This window comes from Cellulomonas triticagri (assembly GCF_003696205.1).
Lineage (GTDB): Bacteria > Actinomycetota > Actinomycetes > Actinomycetales > Cellulomonadaceae > Cellulomonas > Cellulomonas triticagri.
Genome location: NZ_RFFI01000196.1, coordinates 1 through 4,131, shown reverse-complemented (window position 1 = coordinate 4,131; position 4,131 = coordinate 1). Strand labels below are relative to the sequence as shown.

At 76.2% G+C, this 4,131-nt stretch carries 2 protein-coding genes and 1 pseudogene; all 3 read left to right on the top strand.

Annotated features, from left to right (window positions below; translation table 11 throughout):
• A pseudogene (locus EBM89_RS21575) lies at positions 1-292 on the top strand (helicase-associated domain-containing protein); the annotation flags it as partial.
• A 53-nt stretch (positions 293-345) separates the two neighbouring features.
• Entirely contained in the window at positions 346-2,037 is a 1,692-nt protein-coding gene (locus tag EBM89_RS19775; RefSeq protein ID WP_122151298.1) for a DNA repair helicase XPB, read from the top strand.
• A gap of 88 nt (positions 2,038-2,125) precedes the next feature.
• On the top strand, positions 2,126-4,131 hold a 2,006-nt coding region (locus EBM89_RS22510; protein WP_158609732.1), incomplete at its 3' end, for a TPM domain-containing protein.

Genomic DNA, 4,131 nt, shown 5'->3' with positions numbered 1-4,131 from the left:
CGCCGTCGGCACCACGGCCCGCACCGCCGCCGCCCGCGCGGTCGGCTCCGGGCCGGGGCCCGGGGGAACAGCCGACCCCGCCGAGGCGTTGGGGCTGCTGCGCGAGGCGGCCGCCGGGCACACCGAGGTGTGGCTCGACGTCGTCGGCTCGCGCGGGTCGCTGGAGCGTCGGCGCGTCCGCCCGCTGCGGGTGGACGGCGGGCGCGTGCGCGTGGTCGACACCGCGCGGGACGCGGAGATCGTCGTCGCCGCGCACCGCGTCGCCGCCGTGACACCCGTCGGCGACGGCTGACCCCACCGGACGACCTTCCCCGCACCACGCACCACGGCCAGGACGGAGCGCGCATGACCGACGGACCCCTCATCGTCCAGAGCGACAAGACCCTGCTGCTCGAGGTCGACCACGACCGGGCCGAGGCCTGCCGTCGTGCCATCGCCCCGTTCGCGGAGCTCGAGCGCGCCCCGGAGCACGTGCACACCTACCGGCTGACGCCGCTGGGCCTGTGGAACGCGCGCGCCGCCGGGCACGACGCCGAGCAGGTCGTGGACACGCTGCTGGAGTACTCGCGCTACCCCGTGCCGCACGCCCTGCTGGTCGACGTCGCCGAGACGATGTCCCGGTACGGGCGCCTGCAGCTCGTGCAGCACCCCGTGCACGGCCTCGTCCTGCACGCCCTCGACGCCGCCGTGCTCGCCGAGGTGCTGCGCTCCAAGCGCACCGCCGGGCTGGTCGGCGACCGCATCGACGACACCGACGTCGTCGTGCACGGCTCCGAGCGCGGCACCCTCAAGCAGGCACTGCTCAAGCTCGGCTGGCCCGCCGAGGACCTCGCGGGCTACGTGGACGGCGAGGCGCACCCCATCGACCTCGACACCTCCGGGGAGTCGAACCCCTCGCCCACCGGCGAGGCCCGGCCCTGGGAGCTGCGCCCGTACCAGGCGGAGGCCGCCGACGGGTTCTGGCACGGCGGCTCCGGCGTCGTCGTGCTGCCCTGCGGCGCGGGCAAGACGCTGGTCGGCGCGGCCGCGATGGCCCGGTCCAAGACCACGACGCTGATCCTCGTGACCAACACCGTCTCCGCACGGCAGTGGCGCGACGAGCTCATCCGCCGCACCACGCTGACCCCCGACGAGATCGGCGAGTACTCGGGGGCCCGCAAGGAGATCCGCCCCGTCACCATCGCGACCTACCAGGTGCTCACCACCCGCCGCAAGGGCGTGTACCCGCACCTGGAGCTGCTCGACGCCCGCGACTGGGGCCTGGTCGTCTACGACGAGGTGCACCTGCTGCCCGCGCCGATCTTCCGGATGACCGCCGACCTGCAGGCCCGCCGCCGCCTCGGCCTCACCGCCACGCTGGTGCGCGAGGACGGCCGGGAGGACGAGGTGTTCAGCCTCATCGGCCCGAAGCGGTACGACGCGCCCTGGAAGGACATCGAGGCGCAGGGCTACATCGCGCCCGCAGACTGCGTCGAGGTGCGCCTCACGCTGCCCGAGCGCGACCGGATGCTCTACGCCACCGCCGAGCCCGAGGACAAGTACCGCCTCGCGGCGAGCGCCCCCGGCAAGTCCGAGGTGGTGCGGCGCCTCGTCCGGCAGCACGCGGGCGAGCCGACCCTCGTCATCGGCCAGTACATCGACCAGCTCGAGGAGCTCGCCGACGACATCGGCGCGCCCGTCATCACCGGCGGCACGTCGGTGACCGAGCGCCAGCGGCTGTTCGACGCGTTCCGCGCGGGTGAGATCAGCACCCTCGTGGTGTCCAAGGTCGCGAACTTCTCCATCGACCTGCCCGAGGCGTCGGTCGCCATCCAGGTGTCCGGCTCGTTCGGGTCCCGGCAGGAGGAGGCCCAGCGCCTCGGCCGCCTGCTGCGGCCCAAGGGCGACGGCCGCACGGCGCACTTCTACGCGGTCGTCGCGCGGGACACGGTCGACCAGGACTTCGCGCAGCACCGGCAGCGGTTCCTCGCCGAGCAGGGCTACGCGTACCGCATCGTCGACGCGGAGGACCTGCAGCAGCCCGACCCGGCGGCCTGACCGAGGGCCGTCAGCAGGAGCCGTCCGGGGAACCTCCGGACGGGGTACGTCGTTGCGGCAGGTGCACGCCCTGAGAAAGGATCACCGGGTGCCGTCGCTCCGAGGTCTGTCCCTGCTCGTCCCGGTCGTCCTCGGCGTGCCGCTGCTGGTCGGCGCCGCGCCGGCCACGGTCGCGCCCGCCCAGCCGCCCCTGGTCACCGCCGACCCGCAGGGGCTGACCGGCACCCTGACCGACGAGGTCGGGGCGGTCGCGGGCGAGGAGTCCCGGGTGCAGGCCGCGCTGGACGCGGTCGAGAGCGACACGGACTACCAGCTCTACGTCGTGTACGTCGACACCTTCGCCCCCACCGAGCGCACCGCCTGGACGGACGAGACCGCGACGCTCACCGGGCTCGGCGACCGCGACCTGCTGCTCGCGGTCGCCGTCGACCAGCGGTCCTACGTGCTCGCGCCGGAGACCGTCAGCGGGATCTCCTCCAGCCAGCTCGACCAGATCGCGCTCGACGTCGAGGACCACCTCGGCGAGGACGACTGGGCGGGCGCGGCCATCACCGCCGCCGAGGGCGTCCGCGAGGCCGCCGCGGGCGGCGGCGCCGGCGGGTCGGGCGGGTCCGGGGGCAGCGCGGGCGCCGGGGCGTTCGGGTTCCTGCTGATCGCCGGGCTCGCGGTCATCGCCGTCATCACGCTGATCGCCTGGTCGTCGTCGCGCCGCAGGGCGCGGGTCGGCGCCGGGACGCCCGGGCAGCGCGGGCCGCAGCAGCCGCGCGTGCCGGGTGGTCCCGCCGGGGAGCTCGCCGCGCTGCCGACCGCCGAGCTGGACCGCCGCTCGGCGTCCGCGCTGGTCGGCATCGACGACGCGCTGCGCGCCTCCGAGCAGGAGCTCGGCTTCGCCCAGGCGCAGTTCGGGCCGGAGAGCACCCGCGAGTTCGAGCAGGTGCTCGCGCAGGCCAAGGAGCAGGTCACCGAGGCGTTCCGGCTGCGGCAGACCCTGGACGACGACGTCCCGGACACCGAGCCGCAGGTCCGTGAGACCTCCACCCGCATCCTGCACATCGTCGGCCAGGTCTCCGGCGCGCTGGACGCGCAGAAGGACGCCTTCGACCGGCTGCGCGACGTCGAGTCCCGCGCGGGCGAGGCCCTGGACGCACACGAGCGCACCGCCGCCGCGCTGCGCGCCCGGGTCGAGGCGGCCCGCGCCGCGCTCGCCACGCTCGCCGCCCGGTACCCCGCCGACGCGATCACCTCCGTGGTCGGCAACCCGGACCAGGCCGTCGCCCTGCTGGACGAGGTCGGCACCGCCCTGGCGTCCGGGCGCGAGGCCGTCGCCGCCGGCGACCGCGGCGTGGCCGTCCGGTACGCGCGCGCCGCCGAGGAGGCGCTCGGCCAGGTCGTGCGGCTGCTCGACGCCGTCGACCGCGCGGGCACCGACCTCGCGACGATCGGCTCCCGCCTGGACACGGCGCTCGCGTCGATCACCGCGGACGTGGACGACGCCGACCGGCTCGCGCCCCGGCACCCCGAGGTCTCCGCCCGCGCTGCCGAGGCACGCAGCGTCATCGCCGCAGGCAAGGCCGCCCGGGCCGGGGACGGCGACCCGCTCGCCGCCCTGCGCGCCCTGACCGACACCGAGGCCGCGCTCGACCGGGCCCTCGCGCCGATGCGCGAGGCCCAGGAGAGCGCGCGGCGCGCCCGCGAGCTGCTCGACCAGACGCTCGGCCGGGTCGACTCCGCGCTGCGCGGCACCACCGACTACATCGAGACGCGCCGCGGCGCCGTCGGCCCGGAGGCCCGCACGCGGCTCGCCGAGGCCGGTCGGATGTTCCGCACCGCCGTCGACCAGCGCGACACCGACCCCGAGCAGGCGCTCGGCGCCGCCCAGCAGGCCGACCGGCTGGTGCGCGAGGCGCAGTCCCTCGCGCAGCGCGACGTCGACTGGTACGACCAGCAGCGGCGCGGCGGCGGGGGCGGCGACGGCGGCCTCGGCAACCTCGGCGGGATGGTGCTCGGCGGCATCATCATCGACTCGATCCTGCGCGGCGGGGGCGGCGGCTGGGGCGGCGGCGGCGCGCACGGCGGCGGAGGCGGCTTCGGCGG